Genomic DNA, 25,451 nt, shown 5'->3' with positions numbered 1-25,451 from the left:
GCAGGGAATGCGGCGATCAGGGCAGGCGGCCGCGCTCGGCGGCGTCGCAGCGGGACAGCAAGGTCGCGTCCTCGAGGGCGTGGGCGATCGCGCGGGCGCGGGCGAGGGACTCGGCGGCCTCGGGGGTGCCGTGGGTGACGCGCACGACCATGAGGAGGGCCATGGCGCGCAGGCGGACGTGGCCGGCGTCGCCGGCGTGACGGGCGGCGAGGCGGGCGTGCTCGCGGGCGGCCGCGAGGTCGCCGTGGCGAAAGCGGGCGTAGGCGAGGCCGTTGGCGCGGCGGCTGCGGGCGAAGGGGTGGGTGGTGGCGGCGTCGGGCAGGGCGAAATGCAGGGCCTCGGCGCCGTCGATGTCGCCAGCGTGATTGAGCGCGTGGCTGACCTGACCGACGTAGCGGGCGCGCAGGCAGTCGGCGTCAGGCCCGGTCAGCGATCGCAAGAGCTCGGGTACGTGGGCCAGCGCGGCCGAGGCGGAGGTCGGGCGCGCGCGGCTGTCGAGCAGTGATTCGGAGAGGGCCAGCTCGATCTGCGCCGCGGGGTCGTCGGTGGCGAGAGGTTTGGCGGTGGCGAGGTGGGTGGCGGCCTCGTCGGGATGGCGGGCGCGCAGGGCCAGAGTGGCGCGCGCGAGCGAGAGCCACAGGCGTCCGCCGCGGCTCTCGCTGGTGGGCGGGCGGTCCCACAGCTGCACGAGGTCGGTGCACAGCGACACGGGCAGGTCGACGAAGCGCGAGTGATAGCTGCCCATGAAGCGCAGGCGGGCGTCGACGCTGGCCGGCAGACCGAAGGTGCGCAGCAGCCGGTCGCCCCACTTGCCGCCGGGCAGGCTGCCGCGCAGGCGCAGGCGACGGAGGGCGCGGGTGATGCTCTCGACGTCCTCGCGCCAGCCGTGGAGCGCGGCCATGCGCTCGGCGACGGCGGCGAGCGAGCCGTGCTCCTCGACCAGACCGTCGAGATAGACGGCCCACGTGGGTTGTCCGGAATTTTGTCCTCGCGCGGCCACGGGGTGCCCTTTATACCCGGACGCGACGCGGCGACGGGGTTCGCCGCGCAGTTGGTGCGATCTGGCGCGCGCGGAGATCCGCGGCGCGCGGGCGGCGTCGAGCGCATCGGCGCGCGCCGAAGGAGAAGGTGTCATGCAGTCCACGCTCATCATCGGCGACATTCACGGCTGTTACGCCGAATTGCTCGACCTCCTCGACGTGGCGGCGATCGGCGACGACGACCTGGTGGTCAGCGTCGGCGACCTGGTCGACCGCGGGCCCGACCCGAGCTCGGTGGTCGAGCTGTTTCGCAGCCGGCCGCACTCGCTGGCGCTGTGCGGCAACCACGAGCGCAAGCACATCCGCGGGGTGCTTTCGTATTCGCAGCAGGTGGCGAAGCTGCAGCTCGGGGCCGATTACGCGGACCACGTCGGCTGGATGGCGACGCTGCCGTACCACTGGGAGCGCGACGACGTGCGGGTGGTCCACTGGGGGCTGTTCCCCGGGGTGCCGCTCGACGAGGTGCCGGAGGACGTGCGCGCGGGCACGACGTCGGGCGAGGCGCGGCTGCGTGAGCGCTTCGGCGAGCGGCCCTGGTACGAGTTTTATGACGACGACAAGCCGGTGGTGTTCGGGCACGCGGTGGTCGGACCGGAGCCGCTGGTGCTGCGCGACCGGATCTTCGGCATCGACACCGGGGTGTGCCACGGGATGCGGCTGACGGGGCTCTTGCTGCCGCAGTTTAAACTAGTGTCGGTGCCGGCGCGCGCCGATCACTGGGCGCGGGTGCGCGGCGAGTGGCAAGCGCCGGTGCTGCGCACGCTGCCGTGGCAGACGATGACGTTCGAGCAGATCGAGAAGAAGGTCCGCTCGCTCCGCGATCCGGAGCTCGACGGGGCGGTGCTCGACCAGGTGCAGCATTGGCTGACGACGCTGCGCGGGGCGCTGCCGCAATTGCGCGAGCGGCTCGACGCGGAGGTGGCACGGATCGCCGAGACGGCCGGGGAGGAGTTCGGAAGGGCGGCTGCCGCCCACCCGGCCGGGTCGTGGCTGCTGCGCCGGCGAGCAGGGAAGCTGTCGCCGGAGCACCTGGGCTGCGCGTCGCCGCGGCAACTGCTGGCGCTGGGCTCGGCGCTCGGGGTGACGCTGGCGAGCGACCCTGTGTGAGGATCTCGGGATGTCCTTCGGGGAATGTTCTTCAAGACATGTCTTGAAGGGCATTTTCCGGAGGACATGTTCTTTGGGACATGGGTGAAGAGAGCCTCGACTCGGTCGTGGCGTCAGCCTTCGACGCCGCGGGCGCGCAGGACGAGGACGCGGACGTCGCCCTGGTCGCCGAGCGGGGCGAACTTGAGGCCCTGGGCGTCGCCGATGTCGGCGACGAGGTCGTCGGGGCCGAGGCGGCCGTCAGCCGGACCGCCGCCGGGGCCCCGGTCGACGGCGAGCACGACGATGTGGTCCCACGGGCGCGGGAGCGCGGCGCTGTTCACATAGTCGAGGGCGAGGATGTCGCCGGGGCGCGGGGCGTAGATGGCGGGGTCGAGGGCGTCGCCGCGGGCGTGGACCTCGAGTGGTTCGGTGACGCGCTCGAGCGAACGGACGAGGCCGCCGACGCTCGAGTAGGCGAGGTCGGGGCGGCCGGCGCGGCGCAGGCCGGCGACGATGAGATCGGCACAGTCGACGCCGACGCGGCGCTCGGCCTGGCTGCGCGCGCCGACGCCGGCGCTGCCGAACACGTAGGGGACGTTGAAGTAGGAGGTGAGCCAGCCGAACAGGCCGTCGCCGCTGCGCACGCTGTAGCGGAACACGTCGTCGCCGATCTGCCCGCGCGGAGCATCATCGGCGTCAGGGGTGGCGCGGGCGCGAGCGTCGGGGCCGGTGATCGTGGCGGCGAGGCGCATGGTGCCGAGGTCGCGGTACTCGGGCAGGCGGGCGTCGGCGAGGGCGGGCTCGCTGGGCCGGGCGTCGCGGACGGTGAAGGTCCACAGGTCGTCGCCGGCCGGCTGCGCGGTCTCGAAGTACTCGAGGTGGTCGTGGCCGAGCCAGGTGCCGTGGGTGGGCCCGAACACCACGGCGTTGGCGTAGATGGCGATCGCGGCGTTGGGCGCGGGGGTGGTGATGTGCTGCATGCGCGGCTCGACGCGGCGCCATCGGACCTGCGCTTTGGGACAGCCGGACCCGGACCACGAGACGTGACGGGCGGCGCCGGTGTCGGCGAACAGGACGGGCTTGCCGTCGAGGCGGCCGGGCGCGACCAGGTGGACCTCGATCGCGGCGCCGCGGCGGACGTCGAGCGCGCCGGCGAGGCGATCGTCGCCGACGATCCGTCCGAGGAGCGCGGGCGAGCCCGTCAGCTCGCAGCGCGCTGCCGCGTGGGCGAGCCGGGGGGCGGCGAGGACGAGGGCGAGCAGCGCGAGCGAGGTCGACCGCATGAGCCAGGAGAGGGTGACAAGCGGAGGGGCGAGCCGCAAGCGAGGTGGTTTTGATCGGCGCCTGAGCGCCGGCGTGCCATGGTGAAGCGATGACGGCGGCGCTCGACATGCGGGGCAGGGCCGGGGAGATCCACACACGGCGGTGGAACGATCGCGCGCACCGGGGCGAGGGCACGCGGATCCTGGTGTGCCGCTACCGACCGCGCGGGGTCCGGCACGAGGACGAGACGTGGGACGAGTGGATCAAGGAGGTGAGCCCGAGCCCGGAGCTGCTGGCGGCGTTCCATGGCAAGCAGCAGGCTCCCATCAGCGATCGCATGTTCCGCCGGCGCTACCGCAGCGAGATGCGGCACGAGCCGGCGCACGCGCAGGTGCTGGCGCTGGCGGAGCGGGTGGCCGCGGGCGAGACGATCACGCTGCTGTGCTCGAGCGCGTGCTTCGACGCGGATCGCTGCCACCGGACGATGCTGCGCGAGCTGCTGCTCGAAGCGACCGGTGAATGAGTCCTTTTTTTAAGATTGTCTCTCGGGACATGTCCTTGGAGACAGAGTTTACGGTCGGGCTCACGCGTGAGCGATTGATGTGTCTCTCGAGACATGTCCTTGGAGACCGATGGGACGCATGGATTCATGGTTCGACGAGGGCGCCGATCCGGTGGCCGATCTCGTCGCACGTCGAGACGGCGGCGTGCAGCCATGGATCGCCGCCGAGTTGCGCGAGCGGCAAGCTGCCGCGCAGCGCGGCGACGGTGGCCCGCGGGGTCAACAGCAGGCGTTGACCGGGCTGCAGCGGCGGCCACTCGACGAGCTCGGGCGCGGGGGCGGGGTGGCCCGCGGGGCCGACGCTGCGGACGATGATGTGGCCGAGGCTGAGGGCCATGCCGCCCAGCGCCGCGGTCTTGTGGCCCTCGGCGAGCAGCTGGCGGATGAGCGTGTGCGGCTCTGACTCGCGGGCGAGGCGACGATCGTCGAGCACGCAGGCCGTGACGCCGCCGAGCCAGCCGACGAAGATCTGCGCGGGCGTGACGACGGCGCAGGTCAGCGAGGTGAGCGGGGCCCACTCGGGGTCTTCGGGCGGGGGCAGGCGGCTGATGTGCGCGGAGGCGCCAGCGAATGCTCGCACCAGCGCGGCTCGCCAGTCGGTCGCGCCGGCGCGCGCGTCGGCGGCGAGCGAGGTCTGGGCGCCGAGGACGGCGGGCTGCTCGGCCTCGAGTCCGGTCCACGCTCCCCATGCGCTGGCGACGGCGACCACAGCGACGTCGCCGACGACTTCGGCGGCGACGGGGCTGCCGTAATTGGGCTCGCGCAGCGAGACGACGAAGGCGGGCATCGACTATGACGATACCAGCCGCGGCGCGGATGCGGCCGTGAATCGTGCGCCGGCGCGCCTTGACGGTGCGGAGGGGCTCGGCTAGCTTTAAAAATGGCTTTTACAGGAGGCTTTTGAATGCAGAAGAAAAAGGGTGTCAAGGGTGGGGTGAAGGTCAAGACGAACGTGCGCGCGGGCAGCTGCAAGGGCTAGCGCCGCGCCGGTTCGCGCCCGGCGGGCCGCATCGGCGCGCCGGGGAAATACGGGCCCTCCTCGCGCCTGGGCGGCTCGCTGCGGGCGAGGAGGGCCGATTGAACCCACCCCGGATTGTTGGCTGTCGCGGGCTCGGCTCGCGGTATGGGCATTGGTGAGACTGCGATGAAAGGGACGATCGCGGACGGCGGGGTCGGGGTGTTGCTGCTGCACGAATATGCAGAGGCGCTGCTGGCCGCCGAGCCGGCGCTCGACTTCATCGAGGTGATGCCGGAGAACTGGGCCCGCTTCGGCGGGCGGCGGCGGCGGATCTTCGACGCGTGTCGCGAGCGCTGGCCCGCTGTCGGTCACAGCATCTCGCTGTCGGTCGGCGGGCCCGAACCGCTCGACGACGAGCTCCTCCGCGCGGTCGCGGGGCTGGGTCTCGAGTGGTGGAGCGACCACCTGTGCTTCGGGCGGATCGGCGGCGGCTACACGCACGCGCTCCTGCCGTTGCCGCACAGCGAGGAGGCGGCGGCGCACGTGGTGGGGCGGGTGCAGGCGGTACAGGCGCGGCTCGGCCGAGAGCTGGTGCTCGAGAACGTGGCCACGTACGCGCGCCTGCCCGACGACGCGCTGGCGGAGCCGGTGTTCGTGCGAACGGTGATCGAGGAGGCCGACTGCGGGCTGCTGCTCGACATCGGCAATGTCCTCGTCAATGCGCACAACCACGGGCTGGCGCCGGAGGCCTATGTGGACGCGCTGCCGCTGGCGCGGGTGCGGGAGATCCACGTGGCGGGGCATCGGCCGCGCGGGTCGCTGCTGATCGACGATCACACGGGGCCGGTGCCGGAGGCGGTGTGGTCGCTGTATCGCTGGACGATCCGCAAGGCGGGGCGGGCGATCCCGACGATCGTCGAGTGGGAGACCGATCTTCCGCCGGTCGAGGTGCTGCTGGCCGAGGTGGCGCGGGCCCGCCGCGAGTCGGCGCTGGCGCTGGAGGGGCTGTGATGCGGCTGGCGGGCTTGTTCTCGACGCTGCAGCCGCTGATCGAGGGGACGGCGGACGCGGCGACGGTGGCGAAGTCGCTGGCGATCGAGGGGGCAGCCGAGGGGCTGCAGGTGTACGCGGAGATGTGCCGCAAGCTGCGGCGCGACGCGATCGACGTCATCCACGCGGGCACGCGGGAGGCCGTGATGGTGCGCGTGGGCGAGGCGCGGTGGGCGGCGTGGGTCGAGGCTTATTTCCACGAGCGGCCGGCGCAGAGCTTCGAGCTCAACGAGAACGCCGCGGGGTTCGGCGAGTTCGTGGCCCGGCAGGCGGGGTCGCCAGCGTGGCTCGGGGAGCTGGCGGCGCTCGAGTGGGCGACGTGGCGGGCCGAGAGCGGGCCGGATGACCCGCGCGACAGCGCGGAGGGGCCGCTGCGAGCGGCGAGGTCGGTGGTGGTGCTGCGCGGGTCGTGGGACGTGGCGGCTTGGCTCGGCGAGGAGGCGTGGGCGGCCGAGCCTGTGCGCGGCGAGACGGCGACGGTGGTGTGGCGAGACGGCGAGCTCGACGCCTGCCGGGCGACGCCGATCGACGAGGAGCTGGCGGCGATCGAGGCGGCGCTGGCCGGCGCGCCGGAGCCGTGGGGCGCGGACGAGGTGGTGGAGGATCTGCTGGCGGCGGGGATCTTCGTCGGGGCGCGATCAGGACATGCTCACGAGGACATGTCCCGATGAGCATGTCCTCGGAAGCATGTCGCAGAGGACATGTCTCTTCCTTTTAAGAACGGGGAAGAAGACTAGCGGCGGGCTTCGGCGACCTGGCGGCCGCCGGGGAGCTGGAGATCGGCGGCGAGCTGGAGCGCGGGCGGATACTTGGGGCCGTACGCGAGGGCGCGGGCGCTGCTGCGGCGGGCGGCTTCGACGTCGCCGAGGCGGAGCTCGATCTCCCCGCGCGTCGTCCAGAGGTGCGGGTCGTCGCGGTCGTAGCGGAGCGCGAGGTCGATCTGCTGCAGCGCGCGGGCCAGGTCGGGCGGCTCGGCGGCGAGGGCGATCCGGGCCTGCATGTACGCCCCGTAGGCGCGGTGGTCGACCGGGGCGCTGGTGACGAGGGTCTTGTCGATGTAGTGCAGGGTCCGCGAGCTCGGGCCGGCCTGTGCGCACGCGCTGACGAGCGCGAGGGCGAGGACGGCGCGGGGCGGGGACATGCGGAGAGCTTGACACATTTTGCGGCGACGCGGGTTCAGGCCCGGGCAGGTGGCCGTGGACGCGAGCGGCGCTTGGCCCGGGGCGGCCTCGTGGGCACGATTGGCGCGCTCGCTCGCTCGCGGGGGCGCGAGCCTTGGCGCGGGTGCTGCTCGGCGAGTCGCTATGGAGGGTCGGGCGAGCGCGCGCAGGACGATCCCCTGCCGACGCGCGTGGCGCGGTCGCGTGATGCGCTCGCGGGTCACGGGCAGCGACGCGATCGGCGTCTGCGTGGGCCGAGGCGAGCGCCTTGCGCGATGCGGGGCGATCAGGATGCGCTCGATGGCCACGCGGGCCGAGGCGGCTCGCTCGGAGGCCGCGACGCACGATGCGCTCGTCGTTCGCGCGGGCGAGCCCGCCCCGAGTTGCGCGGGCACGGTGCTCGCGGTGAGCCTGTCCCTGGGGACAGGCGGTGCGATTCACAGCGGGATGTTGCCGTGCTTGCGGCGCGGGTTCTCCTGGCGCTTGTTCTTCAGCAGGGCGAAGGCGCGGGAGACGTGGCGGCGGGTGTCCTCGGGCAGGATCACCTGGTCGATGAAGCCGAGCTCGGCGGCCTTGTACGGGTTGGCGAACAGGTCGCGGTAGTTGTTCAGCAGCTCGGTGCGCTGGGCCGCGGGGTTCTTGGCCTCGACGAGGTCGCGGCGGTAGATGATGTTGACGGCCCCCTCGGCGCCCATGACGGCGATCTCGGCGGTCGGGTAGGCGAGGTTCACGTCGGCGCGGATGTGCTTGCTCGCCATGACGTCGTAGGCGCCGCCGTAGGCCTTGCGGGTGACGAGGGTGACCTTGGGGACGGTCGCCTCGACGAACGCGTAGAGCAGCTTGGCGCCGTGGCGGATGATGCCGCCGAACTCCTGGTCGGTGCCGGGCAGGAAGCCTGGGACGTCGACGAGGGTCCACAGCGGGATGTTGAAGGCGTCGCACATGCGGACGAACCGGGCCGCCTTGATCGACGCGTTGATGTCGAGGCAGCCGGCGAGCACGAGCGGCTGGTTGGCGACGACGCCGACGCTGCGGCCGTCGATGCGGCAGAAGCCGATCACCATGTTGCGGGCGAAGTGCTCCTGCACCTCGAGGAAGGCGCCGTCGTCGGCGACGGCGCGGATGATGGTGCGGATGTCGTAGGGGCGCGAGGCGTCGACGGGGACGAAGTCGGCCAGCTCGGGGGTGGCGCGGGCCGGGTCGTCGGTGGTCGGGCGGTGCGGCGGGTCCTCCATGTTGTTGGAGGGCAGGTAGCCGAGCAGCTCGCGCGTCATCGCGGCGGCGGCGGCCTCGCTCGGGCAGGCGAAGTGGGCCACGCCGCTCTTCTCGTTGTGCGTGGCGGCGCCGCCGAGCGCCTCCTTGGTGACCTCTTCGTGGGTGACGGTCTTGATGACGTCGGGCCCGGTGATGAACATGTACGAGCTCTCCTCGACCATGAGGACGAGGTCGGTGAGCGCGGGCGAGTACACGGCCCCGCCGGCGCACGGGCCGAGGATGAGCGACAGCTGCGGGACCACGCCCGACGCGAGCACGTTGCGCTTGAAGATCTCGGCGTAGCCGGCCAGCGAGGCGACGCCCTCCTGGATCCGCGCGCCGCCGCTGTCGTTGAGGCCGATGACCGGCGCGCCGACGGTGGTGGCCATGTCCATGACCTTGCAGATCTTCATGGCGTGGGCCCAGCCGAGGCTGCCCCCAAAGACAGGTGCCTGCTGGGCGAACACGAACACCGGGCGGCCCTCGACGGTGCCGTGGCCGGTGACGACGCCGTCGCCGTAGACCTTCTTGCCCGGCATGTCGAAGTCGGGGCACTGGTGGGTGACGAAGCGGTCGAGCTCGACGAAGCTGCCGGGGTCGAGGAGCAGCTCGATGCGCTCGTGGGCGGTCTGACGGCCGCTCTTGTGCAAGCGCTCGACGGCCGTGGCGGCGCCCTTCTCGGCCACCGCGAGGTCCTTTTCGCCGCCGGCCACGAGGTTCGGACCGGCGTAGCTGTCGGCGAGCCGCTCGCGTTGTTCGAGGGCTGCGCGCGGGTCGGGAGTGCTCGGGCGCTTGGGTGCGTCGGACATGACGGGGCGGAAAATAGCAGGAATCGCGGCGGGCTCGCGCGCAGATGTGCTATGGGCGCAGCATGCGAGAAGAGCGCAAGAGCACCCCGATGGCGCCCGTGCTGGGGCTGGCGGCCTGCCTCGCGGCCTGCGGCGGCGGCAGCGGCAGCGAGCCGGCGCCGAGCCAGCCGCAGGGCCCGAAGACGGAGTACCGCTGCAGCATTCAGGTGGCGAACAAGGCCAGCGAGTTCTCGGGCAAGGGCAACGGCGAGGACCCGGCCAAGGCCGACGAGGCGGCGTGGACGGACGTGTGCGCCAAGCTGCCGGAGGCCGAGCGCCCTTCCTGCCGCGACGAGTCGAAGTGGTCGATGACGAAGTCGTCGATGTCGGCCAGCGGCGGCGGTCCGACGGCCCACTCGACGACGCTGACGCTGGTGGCGATCGCGCCGATGGTCGACGGCGAGGCGTCCTCCGCGGTCAGCAGCGAAGAGGCCTGCAAGGCGGCGCTGACCGACGCCTGCGCCAAGGCGGGCTCACCCGGCGATTGCCTGGCGGCAGGGTTCGAGAAGAAGGGCGAGGCCCGCAGCAAGAAGACGCAGATGAGCAAGAATTAACGGGGCGTGCTGCGGCCGCGGGTCATCCGCGCCGCGGCGATGGTTGCGAGGACGCGACCGGGTGAGCGCGCGCCCGCCGAGCGAGTGGCAGCTGCGTCAGCCGAGCGTGCCCTTGGTCGAGGGCACGCCGACGTATGGATCGGGGGCGCAGGCCTGACGCAGCGCGCGGGCGAGGCCCTTGAAGCTGGCCTCGACGAGGTGGTGGGCGTTGCCACCTTCGCGCTGATGGACATGCAGGTTCATTCGCGCCTGGACGGCGAAGGCCTGGAAGAACTCGCGCACGAGGTCGCAGTCGAAGCTGCCGACGCGCTTGCCGGCCACGCCCGGCAGGTCGTAGACGAGGTAGGGGCGGCCGCCGAGGTCGAGGGCGACGTCGACCAGGACCTCGTCCATGCACAGCGAGAAGTGGCCGTAGCGGAAGATGCCGAGCCGCGGGCCGAGAGCCCGGTCGAACGCGCTGCCGAGCACGAGGCCGATGTCCTCGACGGTGTGGTGGTCGTCGATGTGGGTGTCGCCGCGGGCCAGGACCTCGAGCTGCATCGCGCCGTGACGCGCGAGCGCCTCGAGCATGTGCGAGAGGAACGGCACCGGGGTGTCGATGTTGTGGTGCGCGGGCCCGTCGCACGGGAGGGTCAGATCGACGGTGATCTGGGTCTCGCGGGTGGCTCGCTCGACACGGGCGGTGCGCACAGGGTTCACGGGGCCTCGCTTACATCCGGGTCTCAGGCACGAACACGATGTCACCTGGCCGTAAGACCAGGTCCTCGGCGCGGCCGTCGACGATCGCCGAGAGGGAGATCTCGAAGGTCACGGTCTCTTCGCCGCGGCCGGTGCGGCGGGTCAGCTTGACGCGCGCAGGGGCGGCGAAGGGGGTCAGGCCGCCAGCCAGCGAGACGGCCTGCACGAGCGTGAGGCCGTCGCGCCAGCCGAGCGAGCCGGCCTCGTTGACCTGGCCGAGGATGCTGATCTCCCGGTTGCCGCGCTCCTTGATCTGGACCACGACGTGCGGATGGTTGAGGTAACCATCGGCGAGCTTGGTCTCGATGTGACGGGCGACCTCGTCCTTGGTGAGGCCGGTGACCGCGACGCCGCCGACCATCGGGAAATCGATCGTGCCGTCCTCGGCGACCGCGTAGGTGCCGTTGAAGCGGTCCTCGTCGAACACGCGGATGTCGAGCTCGTCGCCCGGGCGCAGGCCGGCGCTCGGGGCGATCACCGGGGCATGGGTGCGGACCGGGCGATCACAAGCTGTCCCGAAGGACAGCAAGAGAACGAGGCCGGAGCCGAGCCAGGAGAGGCCGCTGCGTGGAGGTGCGGGCATGAGCAGACGCCGCAGCCGCTAGAATCTCACGGCGCCGAGGACCATGGCAATATGCTTGGAGAAGCCGCCGAAGTCGGTCAAACCGCCGGCGTAGTGGGCGATGAAGTCGGTGCGGTCGACGATCATGTCGTAGCGGACGCCGACGACGAACAGGCGGCCGAAGGGCTGCTCCACCCTGGCGCCGATGGCGAAGAGGGTGTCGGAGCGGACGAACCCGGGGGCGTTCTCGTACGACTGGATGCGGGTCTCTCGCCCGGGGATCGGCAGGCCGGCGTAGCGACGACCGACGACGGAGAAGTTCAGCTCGGCGTACATCTTCCAGCGGAAGGTGTGCTGGCCGCCGATCCGGCCGGCGATGTCGTGGAAGTAGTTGCCGAACAGCGAGTCGCTGAACTGGCGATCGATCTGGGCGAAGAACTGGGTGCGCAGGGTCGGGTAGTAGGCCGCCCGGAGGCCGCCGATGAAGCCGCGGAAGTTGGGGCCGTTCTCGTCGTCGTAGTAGAGGCCGGCGCCGTAACCGGCCATGGCGTCGAGGGTCCAGCGCCTGGCGATCTGGCCGCGAAAGCCGAGGTAGACGCGGTGGGCGTTGTTGTCCTCGTTGCAGTCGGGATCGGTGTTGGCGTTGCAGCTGAAGTAATACGAGTGGGCGAACGAGTAGTTGACGAGCAGCGCCGAGCGCGGGGCGATGCGCCACTTGACCTCGGCGGCGGCGCCGTGGATGTAGCGGTCGCCGCTGTAGACGTCGGGGGCCTCGAAGAACAACACCTCGTTGAGGTAGTTGGCGCCGATGCTGAAGCGGCCGCCGCCCGGGCGATAGATGAAGCCGAGCGAGAGCCGGTGGTCGATGCGGTTGTAGTTGTAGCCGACGCCGGCGTCGTAGTTGCGCGGGTCGGCGAAGCGCGAGAAGAACTCGGTGATGTTGAAGCTGAAGCGCCGCCCGGGGGCGATCACGAGGTGCGCGTTGAGATCGACGCTGAAGCGGGGGAGGCGACGAATCTCCTCGGCGCGGGCCATGAAGGCGCGGTAGCCGGCGGTGACGCGGATGTTGTAGTCGATCTTGCGATCTTGCTGCGCCTCGACCTCGCTCTGCAGCACGCCGTCGCGGACCTCGCGGTTGCCGATGCCGAGCCATGCGACCGGCATGACGAGGGCGGCAGGCCGAATGCCGCCGTGGTCGCCGCGGCGGTTCCAGAACACGTTGCTGTCGCCGCCGACCATCAGCGCGAAGCCGGGGTGGAACGTCGATCGCGGGCCGAGCTTGATGCCCGCGCCGTCCTCGGTCCGCGGCACGCTGCCGATCAGGCTGCCAGTGGCGTTCCCCCCGGCCGCGCGCGCGGGACGGATCGAGAGGGCCATGCAGATCGTCGCCGCGACGACGAGGCCGCGGAGAGCCCACCGGGGGGCTGGCTGGTTAAGTCGGCGCAAGGGAAGGCGAGAGGCTACAGCCTAGCGAATCTCAGCCCGGAGGCGAGAATTGTGAGCGCCAAGTCCGAACCGCGAGCGCCGTGTGGCTTGTCCGCTGCGGGGGAGCGCCCGACGAGACAGACCGACGCGCGTGTGGCCAGTCCGCCCGGCCAAAAACCGACGGCGAGGTCCGACGCAGCGAGGTCAAATCACGGGGCTGGCGACGGGCGGGCGCGGGTCGATGCGCGGCGGCAATCGCTGGACACCGGCGCTGGTCGACGTGGGGTCGGTGGGGATGACCGTCTTCGGCTGATTGGCGGTGTTCTGGGCGTCGCTGCGCTTCTGCTCCTGATCGCCCTGACACGCCCTGGCCTGGCCGACGAGGCCGGAGATTCGCTCGGCGGCCTCGCCCAATTTCTCGCCGGCAAAGGCGCGGCTCTGCCCATCGGCCGACGAATCTTGCAAGACCAAGAGCTCGCCGGTCGCAACCTCGAGCACGATCTCGGCGCGGTCGTGCTTGTCCTGGACGCACGCAGTCCGACCCATGTCGCCGCTTTGCCGGGCGCGGGTGAGGAGCGTGCCGAGTTCGGTCATGCCGCGCTCGATGCTGCCGCGAGAGCTGCCGACTGCGGCGGCGGCGAGCGGCGCCGGGGCGGCGGCGGCAGCGTCGGGAGCGGCGGCGTCGGCGGCAGGCCCAGATGCAGCGACGCCCGCGTCGGGCGACGCGGGCGCAGGTGCCGGGCTGGTCGAAGGAGCTGCTCCGACGGGGCTGGCCGCGAGCAGCGTGGCGGACCCCCAGGCAAGGACGACGCGCTTGGAAAACGTGCTCATGACCCTCCAGAAAATACCACGGAGAAGGTCACGTCCGAAGCCTGCTCGGCCCCTGGCGTGGTGGGGAACCGCCACCCCTTGAGCTTGGCGACAGTGCACGTCTGTACACCACCGTCCTGGAGGGTGTCGTCATTGATGCGGACGTCGGTGACGGTGCCCATGACGCTGATGGTGATCGTGTAGGAGATCTTGCCAGCCAGGCCAGGGTTGGTCTGCAACGCCTTGTTATAACAAGCCTGAAGCGCGCCGGTGCGCTGGCGGATCGTGGCTTGCACGGCCTTCTTGTCGGCGTCGCCGTAGACATCGGCGCCGGAGCTCTTCACGGAGGAGTTGATCTTCCGCTCCTTCTTTTCGAGCTCGGCGAGCTCCGGGCCCTGGGCCTCGAAGCCCTTGGTGCCGACGATCGCCCCCTGCGCGCTGATGCCCTCACCGCCGGGGACGTAGGGGCTGACGACGGTGCCGTCAGGCAGGACGGTGGCCGTCATGCCGGCGGCGAACAGCTCGCCGAGGTTGTTCTCGGTGCCCTGGATGACGTCGAACACGGTGCCGGGTCCGTCGCCGCCGTAGGTGCCGAGCACGCGGGCGATGCCGACGCCGCGCGCCTTGTCCATCGACTCCTTGGAGTAGGTCTTCTGCGTCAGCACGGGCTTGTCGATCACCTTGTCCGGCTTCGGCGTCAGCTTCTCGTCCTCCTTGGCGAGCACCTCCTCGTCGTCGTTCAGCTTCTCTTCCTCGGGCTCCTTCTTCTTGGGCTTGTCGAGCTGCATCACCCGCAAGAAGCGCTCGTCGATCTCGGGCTCGATGGTGTAGTCGATGTGCTTGTTCGAGGCCCAGATGAAGTAAGGCCCGAACATCAAGAACGCGACCGTCAGCGTCGTCAGGTCGGAGCGCGTCCACATGTTGGACGGACGCGCCTTGAACTCGGCCGGGAACGGCGGCTTGGGCGGGACCGGGACCGGCGCCGCGAACTGAAACAGCAGGGTGGTCTCGCCGACGTCGAGCTTGCCGCGCGTGCTCGGGTCGAGCGTCACCCGCAGGCTGCGAGCCTGCGGGTCGGACTGCAGCTGCTTGCGCCACAGCTGATTCAGGTTGACCGAGCGCCCACGCGTGACGAGCTGGCCGCCGACGCGCGGCGGCAGGTCGAGCACGTAGCGGCCCTCTTGCACGACGAAGAGGACGTGGCTCTTCGGCACCGCGGGGCCGAAGCACAGCAGCTGATTGTCGACGTCGGTGCCGGCGGTCACCGCCTCGGCTGCGCTCTGATGCAGCTCGTCGCAGACCAAGCCGTCGATGATCGAGGCGATCCGCAGGACCTTGGACCGGGCTACCACGCGAAGGAAGTTTAGCGGATGTAGTTGATTTGTGGTGCACGCGCCAATTTTCCCGGGTCCCTGCGCGATCGGACCTGGGGACAAGACAGCTCGGAACACCATGCGAGCGAGGTCGCCGGGAGTTCGCTGCGCGGCGCTGACGGATTTCAGGGGCGGCGGCCAAACGGCTACGCGGGGCGCTCCGCGAGCAAAAAACGAAGGGCCGGCGGCTCCGAAGAGCTGCCGACCCTCGTCGTGTGTTCCTGCGCTCAGCCGCTCTTCTTGATCACGCAGAACGAGTACTCGGCGAACTCGGCGCGACCCGTCGTGTACATGACATCGACGAGGACGCTGAACTTGAGATCCGAGTCTCCGACCAGGATGATCCGCGAGTTCCACGGCTTGCCCTGGCGCTCGGCCAGCTGCTTGGCCTTGTCGACCTCTTCGGCGAGCTGGTCGTACAGCGGCCCGATCAGGTGGTTCTGCACCTGGGACGGGTCGATGTCGCCGTCGGGCGTCATCGTCACGATCTTCTTGCTGTCGAACGTGATGCCGCGGGTGGTGACGAAGACCGGGATGCCGTCCTGGATCGGCGCGTCGGCATAGGACATCGGGATCTTCTGGCCCGCGGTCGGGTTGATGACGACCGGGTCGGACGCGTAGCTCTTCAGCAGGTACACCACGAGGATGGACACGATGTCCATCAGCGAGGTGATGCCGAGGTTGGCCTTCTCTTCCGGCTTGGCCCGGCGAGCTGCGGCCTTCTCCTTCTTCCTGGCGATGAACGCCTCTTGTTCGGGGGTCATCAGCTCGCACCCCCTTCCACGATCGGCTGCCAGAAGTAGCAATCGTCGGGGATCTTCTCGCCGCCCTTGAGGGCCTTGGCGAGCTTGCACTTGGTGCCCGCCAGGGCGTCCATCGTCATGATGATGGACTGCATCGGGATGTTGGCCTCGGCGCTCACCGTGACCACCGCCTCGTTCGGGAACAGCTGCTTGTAGCCCTTGGCCTTGGCCTCGAGCTGGGCGTAGTCGTAACGCTCGTAGTCGTTGAGCGGCGCGCCCTGCTTGGCGAGGCCGATCGTCGGGGCCTTGGAGTCTTGCGACTTGCCGGCCTCGGCGCCCTCCTGCTGACCATCCGCGCTGACGCGGAAGCCGTCCTCCATGACGAAGACCTTGAGGTTGAGCGGCTTCTCGTCCTTCTTCTGCTCCTCGTCCTTCTGCTGAGCAGCAGCCGCGAACTTCGGCGGCGAGACGTTGATCGAGGCCATCTGGGCGAATTCCATCGCCATCAGCAGCGCCGGGATCATCAAGAACATCACGTTCATGACCGGCAAGAGGTTCGCCTCAATCTCCTCTTCCTCCATCTTCTTACGGGGCATCGTTCACCTCCTTTCTTTCGCTCGGGTGGAGAGTTGGTCTGCGGTCGGCCCTGGGTCTGTCTTGAAGGACATGTCCTCGTGAACAGGCTTCGAGCCGGACCGCCTTACCCCTGACGCACCCGCGCGGCGAGGAGGTTCTCGAGCTTGACCGCGTAGAGGTCGACCTCGTCGGCGATCTTCTTGGCCAGGCCCTGGATGAAGACCTGCGCCGAGAGCAGCGGGATCGCCACCATGAGGCCGAAGCCCGTGGTGTTGATGGCGATCGAGATGCCCTTCGCGAGCGCCTGCGACCGCTGGTCGGCGGCCGCCACGGCCACCGCAGTGAAGGCGTCGATCATGCCGAAGATCGTCCCGAGCAGACCGAGCAGCGTGGCGATGTTCGCGACGGCCGCGATCATCGAGATGCGCTTGGTGATCGCCGGCGAAACCTCGAGCATCGCCTCCTCGATCGCCGCGGCGATGTCCGCCTCGCTCTTGTTGGCGCGGGTCAGACCGGCCTTCATCACGCGGGCGAGCGCAGCCTTGTCAGCGGCGTTGCACAGCTTGATGGCGCGGTCGATGTTGTTCGCCATCACCAGCTTCTGGATCTGGTTGAAGAACTGAGCGCCGTTGATGTTGAAGCGGAAGAACAAGAAAATGAAGCGCTCGATCATGACGCCGGCACCGAGCACGGCGCACACGGCGATCGGGTGCATCCAGACGCCGCCTTCCTGGTAAAACTGCGCAAAATCCATGGCCGCTTATCCTCCTCAGAGACCGGGGTGTGATCCCGATGTGTCGCTCGTGGACCGGGTTCGTCCCGGCTGTGGTGGTTGTTGTGGGTTCGGACTCGGGTGCGGGAGCTTTCGCGCGCGGAGAGCGCCCGACCCGCGTTGTCTTCTCAGGCCTTCAGGCACCTGAAGCTTTTTCAGGGTCCATTAGAACAAAGGATCCCAGACACTTTCAAGCACCAGCGGAGTCATGGTCGCGTCGAGACGCGCCCAGTCGTAATCCGTGGACGAGCGCCGCAGCACGTAGAACGCACTCGGCTTCTCCAACTGGCCCTCGACGAGGAACTCGTCGTCGAGCGAGATCACCTTCTTGCCGCCGGGGGTGGGCTCGGGAGCCCGGGTCGAGGTCTTGGCCGCCTTGGTGCCCGACCCTGATGCGGGCGCCGGCGGCGGGGCTGCGAGCGCCAGGGCCGGGGCCGTGACGGGCGCGAGCACGATCAGGAACACGAGCAGCTGCCACATCCGCGCGCGGCCCAGGCCCGGGAGCGGGCGGACGGCGACAGAACGGTGTGAGCGGAGCACGACCGCGTTATACAGTGAACGCCGCGGAGAATTCCACCAACGAGTTGGTGGCGAGCCCCCGGTCGGTCGACCGCTGCGGGGATGAAGGACGGGGCCGCGGCGGACCGACGAAGCGGCGACCGATCGCGCAGGGCGCCCCGATTCGCCAGCCATCGTCTCGCTGCGGAGTTCCGTCGCCACGGTGGAGGCCAAACGGGCGGGGTGGAGCGGCGGTCTCGATCGGCGACACCGGTTCGCGAATTTTTTCCGGATGGCGGAGATCACTCCGGCCGATTTTCTCATGGGGCGCTCGCGCCCCCATTGCCGCCCGGCTTCTGGGTGGGCGACGCCGCACTTCCGGGCTTCTGGGCCGACGGCGGCGGAGCCCCGGGCTTCGCCGTGGGAGGGGCTTCGCCAGGCTTGGCGGTCGCGGTCGGCGGGGGAGCGGTCCCGCCCGGCTTGGCGGTCGGTGGCGGGGTGGCCGAGGGCGCGCTGGCGGCCGGCGGGGTGGCCGGGGGCGCATTGCCGGGCGGCGGCGTGCCAGGCTTGGCGGTGGCCGGCGGCGGCGTGCCGGGCTTGGCGGTGGCCGGCGGCGGGGCGCCGGGCTTGGCGGTGGCCGGCGGGGTGGTGGCGGGCGAACTGGCGGCCGGAGGGGTGGCGGCGGGTCCGGAGCTGCCGGGGCCGGCGGGCGGCGGGGTCGTGGCCGTCGGCGGGGCCGAGGCACCGGGCTTGGCGGCCGTGGGCGAGCCGGCGGTCGGCGGGCTGGCGGCGGGGGTGGAGGCGCCTGGCTTGGGCGAGCCGGCCGGGCTGCCCGGAGTCGGATTGGTCGCGGCCGGGGGCTCGCCGGGCTTCGTCGGCGAGCTGTCCTTGGGGCCAGGTGCAGTCGAGGCTGCGGCGGGCGTGGCCGCGGCCGGCAGGCTGTCCTTGGGGCCAGGTGAGGTCGCGGTGCCGGGGGCGGCCGGGCTGTCCTTCGAGACAGGTGGCGACTTGCCCTCGCGCTCCAGGCGCCGCTTTTCGCGCTCGAGGCCTTTCTTGGCAAGGTCGATGTAGAGGTCGGCCTGGGCGACGCTGACCGACTCCTTGCCCGGGGCCGTGCGGGGTTTGTTGGCGCCGGTGTCGCGTTTGAGATCGGTGAAGCGATCTCCCTTGGCCGCGCCGCCGCCGCTGGCGAGGGCGAGGTCGCGGTACTTGCCGAAGTGGATCAGCGCGCGCTGCAGGCGGGTCGTGATGTCGAGGCCGGGGAACTCGGGTGCGTCGAGGTAGAGCACGCCGAGGTCGAAGTGGGCGTCAGGGTAGTCGGCGCGCAGGCGCAGCGCGGCCTGGTAGGCCTTCTCGGCGCCGACGACGTCACCCAGAGCCCGCAGCGCGCTGCCGTGGTTGAGGTGGGCCTTGAAGAAGTTGGGGTCGAGCTTCAGCGCGTAGATGAAGCACTCGCTGGCGGTCTTGAAGTTGCCGGTGCGGAGGTACTGCGCGCCGAGGTTGTTCCACGCGGTGGCGTTGCCGGCGTCGGTCTCGGCGGCCTTGCGGAACGACTGGGTGGCGAGCGTCGGCTTGTCGGCGGCGAGGTAGGCGAAGCCCTTGAGGTTGTAGGCGCGCGAGGTCTCCTCGGGGGTGATGACCTTGGCGTCGACGGCGAGCGCCGAGCTGGTGACGGTCTGGGTCAGCTCGTGCTTGCCCTGCTTGAGGAAGGCCTCGGCCATGACGAGCATGGCGTCGACGTTCTGCTCGTGGATCCGCAGGGCCTCGCGCGAGAGGTCGAGCGCGCGGGAGAGGTCGCCCTGGCGCAGCGACTGGCCGGCCTGCTGGCTCTGCTGGTGCGAGGCCGCCAGCTTGCGCCGCTCCTCCTCGGGGTCGCGGTCGCGGTTCTTCTTGGCCGCGGGCTTGTCGCTCGCGGCGGGCTCGGCGGGCTTTTCGACGGCCTCGGGCTTCCAATTGGCGTCGGGCTCGGCGGCGGCGGTCTTGCCCGGCGGGGTCGACTCGCCGGCCGGCTTGTCGCACGCGAGGACGAGCAAAAGTCCCAAGAGACAGGTGCGAACGGACATGTCCCGAAGCACAGTCATCGGCGCCGGTCCTCCACCTGCAGGTCGACGGCGGCGTCGTGCAGCAGCGGGTACTGGTCGGGCTTGTAGATGTTCATGCGCTCGAGGGCCTTTTTGGTCCACTCGCTGGCGACGCCGTACTCCTTGCCGCGCTTGATCGTCTCCTCGTACAGCTGGATCGCCTTGGCCTCGAACTTGCCCGCCTCGGTCTCGACGATGTCCTTGTAGGCGAACCAGGGCTCGCTGTACTCCTTGAGCTCGCGCGGGACCGGGGCCTCGCGGATCTTGATCGCGGTCACCTCGAAGGCGTAGCCGCGGCGGAACATCGCCGCCAGCACCCACTCGATCCGGCGGTAGGGGAACACGGAGTCGTAGGACTTGCTGGCCGCGACGACCTTGTCGAACAGGACCTTGGCGCTGTCTGCGAACTTCTTGCCGGTGCCGGTCAGCTTAAAATCGAGCAGGTCGGACAGGCTGAACTCGGAGAGCAGGAACTGGGCCTCGGACGGGAAGTCGGCGGCGTCGCTGGCGGCCTGCAGGCCGCGGGCGGTGTAGAGCGCGACGCACTCGCGGTAGGCCGTCTCGGCGCCCTTGCGGTCGCCGCGAGCGGAGCGGGCCTCGCCGATCCGCAGGTGGGCCTCGACCGACTTGGCGGCCTGCGTCGGGTCGGCGCCGAACTTGGCGAGGAAGGCGGCGAAGGCGGTCTCGGCGGCCTTGTGGTCGTCGGTCTTGCCGAGCACCGAGGCGGCGCGGAAGCTGGCGTCCGCGGCCTCCTTGGGGTCGGTGGTCTTGGCGGCGTAGCGGACGAACAGGTCCGACGATTTCTTGTACTGCTGGAGGTTGTCGAGCAGGTCGGCGGCGTTCTTGAGCGCGAGCAGGCGGTGCTCGGAGTCCTTGTAGCGCTCGTCCTGGGCCAGCACGAGGTAGCTGGCGACGGCGTCGTCGAACTCGAAGAAGCGGACGTGGTTGAGGCCCGAGCGCAGCAGGGCGTCGTCGGCGAACTCGCTGTCCGGGTACTGCTTGTAGATGCGCTCGTAGGTCTTGGAGGCGCTGCCGAAGCGGCCGATCTTCTCGTAGGCGACGGCGGCGTTGTTGAGCGCGCGGTCGGCGTTGGGGTCCTTCGGGGCCTGGTCGACGAGCGCGGTGTAGCGGTCGGCGGCGGCCTCGAACTCGCCGGCCTCGAACAGCTGGTTGGCCTCCTTGAAGCGGACCGCGTTGCCGAGGGTCTTGAGGTCGCCGGCGAACTTCTCGCTCTGCTCGGCGTCGCCGCAGCCCTTCTGCAGCAGCTTCTCGGTCCACTCCTGCGCGGCCTTGAGGTCGCCGCGGATGACCTTGCCGTCGATGATCGAGAAGCCGGCGTTGATGGCGACGTTCTCGCCGCAGTAGTCGTCGATGACGCGGGTGAAGCGGGTCTCGGCCTCGTCCCAGTGCATGTAGCGCTGGCTGATCGCGCCTGACTTGAAGGCCAGGCTGCCGGCGGCCTTGGCGTCGGGCTTGATGGCGACCAGCTTGTCGTAGGCGGCCTGCAGCGCGACCAGGGCCTCGGGGATCGGCTTGGGGTCGAAGGGCGGCTTGGCGACGTCCTGCTTCGGCAGGTCCGGCAGGGTCAGCTTGCCGGCCTTCTGCTCGGCGTCGACGAAGTCCTCGAGCGAGAACACCACGCCCTCGGCGGCGTCGATCTGGCGGCTGGCGGCGGTGTTGCTGTCGCGCACGATGATGTACTCGCGCGCGGCCTCGAGGAACTGGCCGGAGTAATAGAGGCTCTCGGCGTAGTCGTAGCGGTATTGGTACGAGGACGGGGTGTCGGGGTAGCGCAGGAGGTAGGCGGCGTAGGCGGCCGCGGCCTTCTTGTACTCCTCCTCGGCCCGCGGGTCGCCGGCGGCCCGCAAGCTCTGGGCGTAGGCGTGGCGCTCGACGGCGCTGGCGACCAGCGCCTCCTCGACGAGCTTCATCGCCGCGTCGATCGCCTCGGTGTCGGCCTCGTTGGCGTAGAACCACGGGGTGCCGCGCAAGAAGTTGTTGGCGAGGGCGTCGCGGGCGTTGCGAGCCCCGTTCTTGTCGCCGAGCGCGACCTGGGCGTCGAGGATCTTCTTCTGCAGCAGCGGGGCGGCGGCGGCGGTCGGCCAGCGGGCGAGGGCGGCGTCCCAGATCTTGATGGCGAGCTTGAAGTCGGTCTGGAAGGCGTAGAGGTCGCCGAGCGCGGCGTAGATCTCGGCGACGTGCTTCTCGCCGCCGCGGGCCTTGTAGTCGCGCTCGAGGCGGGCGAAGCCGATCGCGGGGTCGGGGTTGCCGTCGAGGTCCCAGTCGTCCTCGATGTAACACTTGGCGATGTAGCGGATGGCGTCGTCGCGCAGGGCCATCGCCGAGTCGTCGCCGGCGGCCTTCATGCTCTCGGCCAGGCGCACGTACTCGTCGAGGCGGGCGGCGGCGCCGGGGAAATCGCGCTGAAGATAGAGGGTCCAGGCGATCCGGATGGTCGCCTCGTCGAAGTAAGGGCCGCCGGTGTCGCGCGCGGCCTCGGTGTAAGCCTCGAGCGCGGGCCGCATCTCGTCGAGGTCGTAGTGGAGCTCGCCGATCCGCAGCCAGGTCTCGGCGATGTACTTGCTGCCCGGCTTGCGCGGGTTGCAGCCGTTGTAGTCGCCGGCGCGGAAGTTCTTGGCCGGGACGACGCCGCTGCCGTCGGGGCCGGGCACGGCGTAGCGGTCGGCGCACACCAGCGCGAGCATGGTCTGCCGGCTCTCGTCGAACCGCTCCTCTTCGAAGCGCAGGACGGCCATCAAGTACAGGGCGGCGTCGGCGTGGACGTAGGACGGGAAGCGGGCGTTGAGGTCGTGCAGCAGGGCGACGCTCCTGGCGTAGTCGACCTTCGGCGGGTCGGGCGGGACGTCGGCACCAGGCCCGGAGGGCCGTGGAGGTGGCTTCTTGTCTTTGCGGTCCTCGAAGGCGAGCAGCGCCTTTTCGTAGTCGGACTCGGCGCGTGCGTATCGCTCGTTGTCGGACTCGAAGTGGAGCTCGGCCAGGCGGAACAGGATCTCGGGGGTCCAGCTCGGGTCGGACGGGTTCTGCTTGAGGAAGCCGTCGTAGCGGGCGATCGCGGCCTCGCGCAGCTGCAGGGCCTTGGCCTTGTGGGCGGCGATCTGGCCGTCGAGCTGCTTCTGCAGCTTGCCGCGGCCGCGCTCGGCCTCGACCACGGTGACGACGGCCAGGGTGTCGGCGGCGACGGCGGCGGCGCGGCGGTAGCGGGCGAAGATCGCCTCGAGGTCGGAGAGGGCCTTGTCGTCCTCGGCGGTCTTCGGCAGGCGCGCCGGCGGGACCGACAGCGCGCGCCGGTCGACCGCGCCGGTCGGCTCACGCGCGCTGCCCGAGCCCGGCTCGCCGAGGATGCCCTGCCAGCCCGACGGCGGCGGCAGCTCGCTGCGCGGCAGGGCGGCGGCGGGCGATGCTGTCGCAAGGGACAGGGCCCAAAGAGCAGGTCCGAACAGCCATGGCCGAAAGGACAGGCGCTTCACTCGCTGTCCTCCAGCGCCTCGTTGACGGCGCGGTCGATGTTCTTGAGGCTGCGGTCGCGGGTGCGCTCGAGGTCGCGGGCCTGCTCGAGCTCGGCTTCCTTGGTGGCCCAGGCGACGTCGAGCAGGCCGACGTCGGCGCGGATCGTCCAGTAGCGGAGGTCGGCGGCGACGTCGCGGACGCCGGCGTGCACGGCCTCGGCGGCGGTGACCTCGGCGCGCGGGCGCAGGGCCTCGAGCTCGTCGCGGTAGCGGGCGAGGTTGTCGCGCTCTTCCTTCAGGACGACGACGGCGCGGGCGAGGCGGGCCTGGGCGGCGGCGGCGAGGCGCTTGCGGGCGGCGTCGAGGCGGATGAGGAGGCGCTGGCGACGTTGCCACGGCTCGCGCACGCCGTCGCCGCCGCCGGCGGGCCACAGGTTGCCGACGACGAGGTTGTGGGCGGCGATGGCGTCGCGGCGGGTGCCGGGCAGCGGGTCGGTGAAGCGCAGGGTGGCGCGGGCGGTCTGCAGGCCGCGGTGAGCGTCGGCGAGGCTGTCCTCGAGCGCGCCGAGCTCGCTGCGCAGGGCCGCGGCCTCCTGGAAGAACGGGTCGGGCGAGCCGCGGCGCGACGACTCGCGGTGCATGTACTCGAGGCCGTGGAGGCGCGCGCGCACGGCGGTGGTCTCGGCGCGGGCGTCGGCCAGCGGTTCGCCCATTTCGCTGACGCGGCGCAGCTGCTTGGACGGCCGCTCGAACAGAGCGTCGACGGCGCTGCGCATGTCGGTGAGGGCGCGGGTCGGGCTGCGGCCGACGGCGAGCAGCAGCGCCTCGCCGGCCTCGCCGAGGTCGCGGCCGGCGCGGTCGAGGGCCTGCCAGTGGGCGCCGAGGTCGGTAAACAGCAGCGCGCGCTCGGGCGAGGCCGCGGCGATCTCCATGCGCTCGAGCAGGGCCAGGGTCTCGCGCAGCAGGTGCTCGGTCTCACCTGTCTCTCGGGCCAGGCGCTCGGCCTGCACCGCGCGCGGCAGGTTGCGCGCCAGCGGGATGGCGGCGCGCGGGACGAGGGTGTCGAGGGCGAAGTGGCGCGGGTCGGAGCGGATGACGGCGGCGACGTAGTCGAGCGCGTCGCTGCCGACCGCGAGGGCCGGGGCGACGGCCTTGTACTGGTCGTCGAAGTGGCGGCGCAGGGCCGCGAACTCGTCCTCGGCGGCCTTCCAGTTGCGGCGGCGGATCTGCAGCTTGCCGCGCAGCGACTTGGCCTCGGCGGCGGCCGGGCTGTGCGGGGTCTCGCGCAGCAGCTGATCGAGCGCGGCGAGGGCGGCCTCGTGGCGGTCGGCGCGGAGCAGGGTCCACGCGATCTCGTAGAGCGCCGAGGCGTACAGCGGCGAGGCGCGGCCGATCGAGCGGTACGACAGCAGGGCGCCGTCGTAGTCGCCGCGGTCGTGGAAGACGCGCGCGCGGGCCATCCACGCCAGCTCGCGGATCTCCTGCTCCGCCGGGCCGGGCAGGGTGCGCGTGGCGACGATCCGGTCGAAGCGCACGATCGCGTCGTCGAGGCGGCCGAGCGCGGCCGCGGCGGCGCCGGCGACGTACACGGCGCGCAGCAGGCTGCGCCAGGCGGGCGCGGATGTCCCGAGAGGCAGGTCCGCCGGGACCATGCCGTCGAGCTCGGTCAGGGCCTCGGCGTACTCCTTCGAGAGGAACAGGAAGCGGCCCCAGGCGTAGCGCAGCTCGGGGATCCGCTGCTCGGTCGGGACGGCGGCGACCCACCCGCGCAGGCGCGTGACGTCGAGGGCGCTGAGCTCGCTGCCGGGGCCGCGGTCGCCGTCGAGGCCGACCGACTGCATGCGCGCGCGCAGCTCGGGCATGACCGACAGGCCTTGCTTGCGCGCGTGGCCGCGGGCGCGGGCGGGCGCGGCGAGCTCGAGCAGGCGGGCGACGCTGCGCTGATGGAGGCGGCGCGCCTCGGGGCTGGCGTCGGCGAGGGTCAGCGAGAAGCACTCGCTGGCCCACCGACGCATGCGCAGGAGCAGCAGCGCCTCGCCGAGGTAGTAGCGGGCCTGGACGGCCGCGGGGGTGCCGGGGGCGTTCTCCAGCAGGTCGAGGAAGATGATCGCGGCGCCCTCGGCGTCGCCGCCCTCGAGCTGGACCTGGCCGGCGACGAGGCGCTCGGCCAGCTCGGCGGGGCTCGGGGTCGCGGCCGCGGCGGTGAGCTGCTCGGCGGCCTTGATCGCGTCCTCGGCGTCGCTCAGGAGGCGGACGGCGTCGCCGCTCACCACCGGCTCGCCGGGCGTCGCGGGGACGCGCGGGCCGGGGGCGGCGAGCACGGGCGCGCGCAGGGCGGCGGGCAGCGGAGCGGATGTCCCGAGGGACAGGTTGCCGGGGAGCGGGGCGAAGAGCGGAGCGGATGTCCCGAGGGACAGGTTGCCGGGGAGCGGGGCGAGGGCGGCGTGCGCGGATGTCCGAAAGGACATGGCGCCAGAGACAGGGGCGAGGGCGGCGTACCAGGATGGCTGGAGGGACATGCGCGAAAGGACAGGTGCGAAGAGACCTGTGCTCGCGGGCATGTCCCAAGGCGCAGCCTCGGCCGCCGCGGGGGCGAGCAGGGCACAGGCCAGGGCCAGGCGGGCGAGG

22 protein-coding genes are annotated in these 25,451 nt (G+C 71.0%); 5 read left to right on the top strand and 17 right to left on the bottom strand.

Translation table 11 applies throughout. The features are described 5' to 3' along the window. Positions 1–16: 16 nt before the first annotated feature. Positions 17–1,000 (bottom strand): hypothetical protein, encoded by a 984-nt coding sequence (locus POL25_RS31070; RefSeq protein WP_272089892.1) that lies wholly within the window; start codon positions 998–1,000, stop codon positions 17–19. Positions 1,001–1,133: 133 nt separating this feature from the next. Here POL25_RS31070 and POL25_RS31065 point away from each other — a divergent pair, with 133 nt between their 5' ends. Beyond that, entirely contained in the window at positions 1,134–2,147 is a 1,014-nt protein-coding gene (locus tag POL25_RS31065; RefSeq protein ID WP_272089891.1) for a metallophosphoesterase, read from the top strand. A gap of 113 nt (positions 2,148–2,260) precedes the next feature. Here POL25_RS31065 and POL25_RS31060 read toward each other — a convergent pair whose 3' ends face one another. Beyond that, on the bottom strand, positions 2,261–3,412 hold the full coding sequence (locus POL25_RS31060; protein ID WP_272089890.1) for a hypothetical protein: 1,152 nt from the start codon (positions 3,410–3,412) through the stop codon (positions 2,261–2,263). 89 nt (positions 3,413–3,501) lie between these two features. Here POL25_RS31060 and POL25_RS31055 point away from each other — a divergent pair, with 89 nt between their 5' ends. Further along, complete coding sequence (locus tag POL25_RS31055; protein ID WP_272089889.1) at positions 3,502–3,915, top strand: DUF488 domain-containing protein; 414 nt, start codon at positions 3,502–3,504, stop codon at positions 3,913–3,915. A gap of 124 nt (positions 3,916–4,039) precedes the next feature. Here the strand turns inward: POL25_RS31055 and POL25_RS31050 are convergent, their stop codons facing one another. After that, on the bottom strand, positions 4,040–4,741 hold the full coding sequence (locus tag POL25_RS31050) for a hypothetical protein (RefSeq protein WP_272089888.1): 702 nt from the start codon (positions 4,739–4,741) through the stop codon (positions 4,040–4,042). Between the two features lie 357 nt (positions 4,742–5,098). On the opposite strand from POL25_RS31050, the gene POL25_RS31045 reads away from it, so the two are divergent. Continuing rightward, entirely contained in the window at positions 5,099–5,923 is an 825-nt protein-coding gene (locus POL25_RS31045; RefSeq protein WP_272089887.1) for an MbnB/TglH/ChrH family RiPP precursor modification enzyme, read from the top strand. Further along, positions 5,923–6,633 (top strand): HvfC/BufC family peptide modification chaperone, encoded by a 711-nt coding sequence (locus tag POL25_RS31040; protein ID WP_272089886.1) that lies wholly within the window; start codon positions 5,923–5,925, stop codon positions 6,631–6,633. The genes POL25_RS31045 and POL25_RS31040 overlap by 1 nt, the downstream gene beginning before the upstream one ends. Before the next feature lie 62 nt (positions 6,634–6,695). Here the strand turns inward: POL25_RS31040 and POL25_RS31035 are convergent, their stop codons facing one another. Then, a complete protein-coding gene (locus tag POL25_RS31035) occupies positions 6,696–7,103 on the bottom strand; it encodes a tetratricopeptide repeat protein (protein WP_272089885.1) in 408 nt (135 codons plus the stop codon). A 456-nt stretch (positions 7,104–7,559) separates the two neighbouring features. Continuing rightward, positions 7,560–9,185, bottom strand: a complete 1,626-nt coding sequence (locus POL25_RS31030; protein WP_272089884.1) for an acyl-CoA carboxylase subunit beta — start codon at positions 9,183–9,185, stop codon at positions 7,560–7,562. Positions 9,186–9,247: 62 nt separating this feature from the next. On the opposite strand from POL25_RS31030, the gene POL25_RS31025 reads away from it, so the two are divergent. Further along, a complete protein-coding gene (locus POL25_RS31025) occupies positions 9,248–9,778 on the top strand; it encodes a hypothetical protein (RefSeq protein WP_272089883.1) in 531 nt (176 codons plus the stop codon). A 96-nt stretch (positions 9,779–9,874) separates the two neighbouring features. Here POL25_RS31025 and hisB read toward each other — a convergent pair whose 3' ends face one another. From hisB to POL25_RS30965, 12 genes are all read right to left on the bottom strand, one after another. Next, a complete protein-coding gene (gene hisB / locus POL25_RS31020) occupies positions 9,875–10,468 on the bottom strand; it encodes an imidazoleglycerol-phosphate dehydratase HisB (RefSeq protein WP_272089882.1) in 594 nt (197 codons plus the stop codon). A 19-nt stretch (positions 10,469–10,487) separates the two neighbouring features. Beyond that, a complete protein-coding gene (locus POL25_RS31015; RefSeq protein ID WP_272089881.1) occupies positions 10,488–11,099 on the bottom strand; it encodes a polysaccharide biosynthesis/export family protein in 612 nt (203 codons plus the stop codon). Positions 11,100–11,117: 18 nt separating this feature from the next. Continuing rightward, entirely contained in the window at positions 11,118–12,455 is a 1,338-nt protein-coding gene (locus POL25_RS31010) for a TonB-dependent receptor (protein WP_272089880.1), read from the bottom strand. A 252-nt stretch (positions 12,456–12,707) separates the two neighbouring features. Beyond that, entirely contained in the window at positions 12,708–13,334 is a 627-nt protein-coding gene (locus POL25_RS31005; protein WP_272089879.1) for a hypothetical protein, read from the bottom strand. Next, positions 13,331–14,665, bottom strand: coding sequence for an AgmX/PglI C-terminal domain-containing protein (locus POL25_RS44610; RefSeq protein WP_272089878.1), 1,335 nt, complete (start codon positions 14,663–14,665; stop codon positions 13,331–13,333). Before POL25_RS44610 ends, POL25_RS31005 begins: the two co-directional genes overlap by 4 nt. A gap of 248 nt (positions 14,666–14,913) precedes the next feature. Next, positions 14,914–15,450 (bottom strand): biopolymer transporter ExbD, encoded by a 537-nt coding sequence (locus tag POL25_RS30995; RefSeq protein WP_272089877.1) that lies wholly within the window; start codon positions 15,448–15,450, stop codon positions 14,914–14,916. Continuing rightward, a complete protein-coding gene (locus POL25_RS30990) occupies positions 15,450–16,025 on the bottom strand; it encodes an ExbD/TolR family protein (protein ID WP_272089876.1) in 576 nt (191 codons plus the stop codon). The genes POL25_RS30995 and POL25_RS30990 overlap by 1 nt, the downstream gene beginning before the upstream one ends. 104 nt (positions 16,026–16,129) lie before the next feature. Then, positions 16,130–16,759: a MotA/TolQ/ExbB proton channel family protein gene (locus POL25_RS30985; RefSeq protein WP_267710833.1), complete on the bottom strand. Its 630-nt coding sequence runs from the start codon at positions 16,757–16,759 to the stop codon at positions 16,130–16,132. A gap of 183 nt (positions 16,760–16,942) precedes the next feature. Next, positions 16,943–17,317, bottom strand: coding sequence for a hypothetical protein (locus POL25_RS30980; RefSeq protein ID WP_272089875.1), 375 nt, complete (start codon positions 17,315–17,317; stop codon positions 16,943–16,945). A 278-nt stretch (positions 17,318–17,595) separates the two neighbouring features. Continuing rightward, positions 17,596–19,338, bottom strand: coding sequence for a tetratricopeptide repeat protein (locus tag POL25_RS30975; RefSeq protein ID WP_272089874.1), 1,743 nt, complete (start codon positions 19,336–19,338; stop codon positions 17,596–17,598). Between the two features lie 14 nt (positions 19,339–19,352). Then, positions 19,353–22,844: a tetratricopeptide repeat protein gene (locus POL25_RS30970; RefSeq protein WP_272089873.1), complete on the bottom strand. Its 3,492-nt coding sequence runs from the start codon at positions 22,842–22,844 to the stop codon at positions 19,353–19,355. Further along, positions 22,841–25,291 carry a tetratricopeptide repeat protein gene (locus tag POL25_RS30965; RefSeq protein ID WP_272089872.1) on the bottom strand — a complete coding sequence of 817 codons (2,451 nt, stop codon included), beginning with the start codon at positions 25,289–25,291 and terminating at the stop codon, positions 22,841–22,843. Before POL25_RS30965 ends, POL25_RS30970 begins: the two co-directional genes overlap by 4 nt. Between the last annotated feature and the right edge of the window lie 160 nt (positions 25,292–25,451).

The organism is Nannocystis bainbridge (assembly GCF_028368995.1).
Taxonomy (GTDB): Bacteria; Myxococcota_A; Polyangia; order Nannocystales; family Nannocystaceae; genus Nannocystis; species Nannocystis bainbridge.
This window is presented reverse-complemented; position numbering and strand designations above follow the sequence as displayed.